The 5,724-nt window shown below is 31.5% G+C and carries 5 protein-coding genes and 1 riboswitch; all 5 genes read left to right on the top strand.

Annotation, left to right across the window (positions count from 1 at the left end; translation table 11 throughout):
- Positions 1–365 precede the first annotated feature (365 nt).
- The 5 genes from AC2FB1_RS10890 (at position 366) to ribH (ending at position 5,612) form a co-directional block, all read left to right on the top strand.
- The gene (locus tag AC2FB1_RS10890; RefSeq protein WP_490675253.1) at positions 366–1,853 is read left to right on the top strand and encodes an FAD/NAD(P)-binding protein; all 1,488 of its coding nucleotides are present in this window, start codon (positions 366–368) and stop codon (positions 1,851–1,853) included.
- 150 nt (positions 1,854–2,003) lie between these two features.
- A riboswitch (FMN riboswitch) is annotated at positions 2,004–2,139 on the top strand.
- Between the two features lie 123 nt (positions 2,140–2,262).
- Positions 2,263–3,306, top strand: coding sequence for a bifunctional diaminohydroxyphosphoribosylaminopyrimidine deaminase/5-amino-6-(5-phosphoribosylamino)uracil reductase RibD (gene ribD, locus AC2FB1_RS10885; protein ID WP_490675252.1), 1,044 nt, complete (start codon positions 2,263–2,265; stop codon positions 3,304–3,306).
- A 6-nt stretch (positions 3,307–3,312) separates the two neighbouring features.
- On the top strand, positions 3,313–3,945 hold the full coding sequence (ribE, locus tag AC2FB1_RS10880) for a riboflavin synthase (protein WP_490675251.1): 633 nt from the start codon (positions 3,313–3,315) through the stop codon (positions 3,943–3,945).
- A gap of 11 nt (positions 3,946–3,956) precedes the next feature.
- Positions 3,957–5,141, top strand: a complete 1,185-nt coding sequence (gene ribB / locus AC2FB1_RS10875; RefSeq protein WP_490675250.1) for a 3,4-dihydroxy-2-butanone-4-phosphate synthase — start codon at positions 3,957–3,959, stop codon at positions 5,139–5,141.
- A 12-nt stretch (positions 5,142–5,153) separates the two neighbouring features.
- Positions 5,154–5,612: a 6,7-dimethyl-8-ribityllumazine synthase gene (ribH, locus tag AC2FB1_RS10870; protein WP_490675249.1), complete on the top strand. Its 459-nt coding sequence runs from the start codon at positions 5,154–5,156 to the stop codon at positions 5,610–5,612.
- The last annotated feature ends 112 nt before the right edge of the window (positions 5,613–5,724 follow it).

Here is a 5,724-nt window from a genome sequence, read left to right as displayed (position 1 = left end):
CTTTTCATAGAAAAAACACCTCCGCATGATTCATTTTAATATGAATTCAACGAAAGTGTTTTTATATCATTCCCACTCATTGGGGTCAGTCCAATCTGTTTAATTAGATGATGTTGGTTTTTTATTTATTCTGCTTTGTTTTTTCTTGAAAACCAAGTAAATCCAATAATAAAAACAATTAATGTTTTTAATAAAAATTTCATTGTTCAGTCACCTCAATATTTAAATTCTATCATAGTTACATAATATTTATGTATTGAATGGATAATGAACTTATTAGTAAAACGTTTTGAAGACGAGAATCGTATTGATATAATATGTTAATATTCAAGTTAATACAAATATAAAAAAGGATGATATTAAATATGCGAGTAGCAATTATAGGCATGGGTACAGCAGGTGTGAGTGTACTTAGACAACTCGTTAAACACAAAGACTTTAAACAATTAAAAGTCGATGTCTACGATAACGAATTTAATATGGGGCAGGGCGTTCCTTTTCAAAATGATAGTAGTCAATTATTAATTAACTTACCTACTAAAAATATGAGTTTAAATTTAGATGATGATGAAGAATTTTGGAAATGGTATCAAACACAATCTGATTTTAAGGTTAAAGATCCAAAGTATTTACCCAGATTTGTTTTTGGCCATTATATGAAATCTTACTTATCACATTATGAAAAATTATATGACAATCTCACAGTCATTAAACAACCAGTTCAAGAAGTCTTTATTAATTCAAATATAGATGAAACCACTCTGAAATATTATGTCTGTACTAATAAAGATATGAATAATTGTCGAGTATACGATTACATATTCTTAACTATAGGTACTTTGTCATATCATGACCCTTATAATTTAAAAGGCATAAAAGGTTATATTCAGACTCCTTACCCTACATACAATACATTAGATGATGTACAAGAATCTGATGATATAGCTATTATTGGTACGGGATTAGCCAGTTTAGATGTAGTACGTTATGTAGCTTTTCATCATCCTAAACTACCAATTACGATGACCAGTCGTTCTGCTCAATTCCCTAGTGTAAGAGGTAATATGAAAAAAATAGAATTTAAGTATTTAACTAAATCTAAATTTAACGATATTAAAGATAAACATTTTGGGAATGTACCATTAGAGAAAGCATTTAATCTTTTTAAAAAAGAATGTGATTTAAATCGTATTGACTTACAAAAATTGGTTCACCGTCGAACAGGAGATACTATTAAAGATTTAAATTATGATTTAGAACATCGAGATGAGATAGGTACTTTCCAAACATTAATAGAGAATGTCAAAGAAAACTTAAATTGGATTTGGAATAGCTTTAGTCGTCAAGATCAAGTCGAATTTGATAAACGTTTCACTAAGATCATCCAACTTAACTCAAATCCTATGCCCCCACGAACTGCGAAACTTATTATACAATTAATAGAAGATGGTTCATTAGTGGTTAGAAAAGATTTAGAAGATGTGAAATATAAAGATGGCATATTTAATTTAAAATTTAAAAATGACGAACAATGGTATCCACATCATATTATTATTAATGCAACAGGTTCCAAAACACATTTGGAAGATTTAGACGAAGATGACCAATTTATTTTAAATCTTCAAAATCGACAAATTATTCAATCCCATCCGATGGGTGGAATTCAAATTATACCCGAAACGAACCAGGTGATTAGTCCTAGGTATGGTACTTTAAATAATGTGATTGCTATTGGACAAATCACTAATGGAGTAAACAAATTACGTAATGGAGTAAAAATGATTGTCAATCAAGCAGTGAGCGCGGTTGATTACTTATATAAAATTCAAAATGAATTTGATCATACGTCATAATGATTTACACAATAATGAATAAATATCACTTTAAGAATTAAATTTAAAAATTTAATTGAAATTCTTTATTTGTAATTTTCTAAAAATAAATGTAATATGATAGATGTAGTATTAAACTACGATGACTCAAATTTAATCATAATTTCATACGTATTCTTTCGGGGCAGGGTGTAATTCCCAACCGGCAGTGATAAAGCCTGCGACCCACTTAATTAAAGTTTATTAAGTGGCTGATCTAGTGAGACTCTAGAGCCGACAGTAAAAGTCTGGATGGGAGAAAGAATCAACACATCATTAATGAATGGTGTATAAGCATGCACAATTTAAAAATTGTAGTACGCTTATTTAAGTATATATACATGCCCTATGCCTGTGAAACAGGTATAGGGTTTTTTTTAGAGGTGATAATTTGAGTGAATTTATGAAATACGCAATTCAATTAGCACAAATGGTAGAAGGACAAACCGGAATTAATCCTCCTGTTGGCTCAGTTGTTGTAAAAGATGGGCGTATTGTGGGTCTTGGTGCACATTTAAAGCAAGGAGAGAAACATGCAGAAGTTCAGGCTTTAGACATGGCACAAGACAAAGCAAAGGGCGGCACAATTTATATTTCTCTTGAACCCTGTACACATTATGGGTCAACACCACCTTGTGTGAATAAAATTATTGAACATGGACTTAGTAAAGTGATTTACGCTGTAAAAGATACGACGTTGCCTTCTGAGGGAGATGTCATTCTTGCAAAGGCAGGTATTGAAGTTGAATATCAATATTCAGAAGAAGCTTTTGCTTTGTATGAAGAATTTTTTAAAGCTAAACAACGTCAAATACCTGAAATTACAGTTAAAATATCGACTTCATTAGATGGTAAACAAGCGACTGATAGTGGACAAAGCCAGTGGATTACGAATAAAGCAGTTAAACAAGATGTGTATCATTTAAGACATACTCATGATGCAGTATTGACTGGTAATAAAACAATTGAAGCGGACAATCCACAATATACAACACGTATTCAAGATGGTAAACATCCAATAAGAATTATATTATCTAAGCGAGGTCAAATTGATTTTTCAAAACAGATATTTCACGATCAGGATAGTGAAATTTGGATTTACACTGAAAATCACGAACTAAAAAGTCCAAGGCATCATATAAAAATAATATATTTAGAAGAATGTAATTTAAAATCTATTTTAACTGATATGTATCAAAGAGGTGTTGGCAAATTATTAGTAGAAGCTGGACCTCATATAACTTCAGAATTTCTCCAATCTAATTATTTAGACAATCTTATTATTTATTATGCCCCGAAAATAATAGGCGGTATTGGAAAAAATCAATTTTATCAAACTGATAATGTTATTGATTTAGATGATGCGCCACAATTTGAAGTGATTTCTACCGAGTCTATTCAACAAAATATTAAAATGACATTGCGAAAGAAGTGATGATAAATGTTTACAGGTATCGTTGAAGAAATAGGTACTGTAAAGAACATTCGCACACAACAATCTGTAAGGACATTAGATATTTCATGTCAAAAAATTACAGAAGATATGCATATTGGTGATTCTATAAGTGTAAATGGTGCATGTTTAACAGTTATTGATTTTAAACAAAACCAATTTTCTGTCCAAGTGATTAAAGGAACTGAAAATAAAACATATTTAGCTAATATTAATGAAAATGATGAAGTCAATCTTGAGCGAGCTATGTCTGGAAGTGGACGTTTCGGAGGACATTTCGTATTAGGTCATGTAGATGCAAAAGGAACAATTATAAATATAAATGAAACGCCGAATTCACGTATTGTATCTATTAAAGCGTCTGACTCGGTAATCAAACAAATGGTTAAGCAAGGTTCTATCACTGTGGATGGTGTAAGTTTAACAATTTTTGATTTGCATCAACATAGTTTTGATATCCATCTTATTCCCGAAACAAGACGTTCAACGATTCTTTCTAATAAAAAGATGGGCGATGAGGTTCATCTTGAAACAGATGTATTGTTTAAATATGTTGAAAGTATTGTCGGTAAAAATAAATCTGATTTATCAGTTGATAAATTAAAAGCATATGGATTTTAGGAGGGGCTTAAATGAAATTCGATAGCATTGAAGAAGCTTTAGAAGCTTTAAGAAATGGCGATAGCATAATTGTAGTAGATGACGAAAATCGCGAAAATGAAGGTGACTTAATAGCAATCACTCAATGGATGAAAGATGATACCATTAACTATATGGCCAAAGAAGCGCGTGGATTAATTTGTGCTCCTATAAGTTCACAGATTGCTGAACATCTAAATCTTAAACATATGGTTGAAGGTAATACAGATGAATATGGTACAAATTTTACTGTAAGTATCGATCATATTTCTACTACTACAGGAATTAGCGCATTTGATCGTACTGCCACAGCTAAAGCGTTAATTAATCCTGGTTCTAAACCGGAAAGTTTCCATAGACCAGGACATTTATTTCCTTTAGTAGCTAAAGATAAAGGTGTATTAGTTAGACCAGGACATACAGAAGCTGCTGTAGATTTAGCTAAATTAACTGGTGCTGCACCTGCTGGGGTTATTTGTGAGATTATGAATGACGATGGTACAATGGCAAAAGGTAATGAATTACAGCAATTTAAAGAACGCCATCAATTAAAAATGATTACAATTGAAAGTTTAATTGATTATCGTCGTAAACAAGAAAATGAAGATATTGAACTTAAAGCAACTGTAAAAATGCCAACTGATATTGGCGATTTTAAAATGTATGGTTTTCAATCTCAATATACGCATGAAGATATTGTTGTACTTGGTAAAGGAGAACCACGGGCAACTGAAAATGTAAGACTACATTCAGCTTGTTTAACAGGTGATATCTTCCATAGCCAACGATGTGATTGTGGTGCTCAATTAGAAACAGCAATGAGATATATAAATGAGCATGGTGGACTAATAATATATTTACCGCAAGAGGGTAGAGGTATTGGTTTAATTAATAAACTAAAAGCTTACGAGTTAATTGAGCAAGGACATGATACTGTCACTGCAAACTTAGCATTAGGTTTCGATGAAGACTTAAGAGATTATCACATAGCTGCTCAAATTCTTAAATATTTTAATGTTCAACAAGTTAATTTACTAAGTAACAATCCTAAGAAATTTGAAAGCTTAGAAGATTATGGTATAAAAGTTGCAGATCGTACGGAAATTATTGTGCCAGAAACGGAATATAATCATCATTATATGGAAACAAAAAAATTAAAAATGGGACATCTTATTTAGGAGGAATTTAGAATGAATTTTGAAGGAAGATTAGTCGGTACAGATTTAAAAGTTGCAATAGTAGTGAGCAGATTTAATGATTTTATTACTAATCGTTTATTAGATGGAGCTAAAGATACATTAGTAAGACATGGGGTAGAAGAGGGCAACATTGATGTTGCATATGTACCAGGTGCATTTGAAATTCCACTTGTTGCTAAAAAATTAGCACAAAAAAATGATTACGATGCAGTGATTACTTTAGGCTGTGTCATTAGAGGTGCAACATCGCATTATGACTATGTTTGTAATGAAGTGGCTAAAGGCGTATCAAAAGCAAATGATGCTACAAATACACCGGTTATTTTTGGTGTTTTAACAACTGAAAGTATTGAACAAGCAGTTGAAAGAGCAGGTACAAAAGCAGGTAATAAAGGTGCAGAGGCAGCAGTAAGTGCAATTGAAATGGCCAATTTACTAAAACAATTTTAATTAATATAAAAAAGTCTGGGACATCATTAGGCACTTGAACCCTTAAAATGGGAACTTAATAAAAACACTATGTTCTAGGCTGCTAATTCTCTGTATTTTACAGGGGATAAGT

The sequence above is a fragment of the Staphylococcus sp. CoH_129_LAB_1 genome, from assembly GCF_058191515.1.
Note: the sequence above shows the minus strand (reverse complement) of the source record. Positions and strands in the feature narration are given on the sequence as shown.

Excerpts from the sequence above, each read along its gene's own strand:
- AC2FB1_RS10890 (WP_490675253.1), top strand. The coding sequence starts at position 366 with ATGCGAGTAGCAATTATAGGCATGGGTACAGCAGGTGTGAGTGTACTT.
- ribE (WP_490675251.1), top strand. The coding sequence starts at position 3,313 with ATGTTTACAGGTATCGTTGAAGAAATAGGTACTGTAAAGAACATTCGC.
- ribB (WP_490675250.1), top strand. The coding sequence starts at position 3,957 with ATGAAATTCGATAGCATTGAAGAAGCTTTAGAAGCTTTAAGAAATGGC.
- ribH (WP_490675249.1), top strand. The coding sequence starts at position 5,154 with ATGAATTTTGAAGGAAGATTAGTCGGTACAGATTTAAAAGTTGCAATA.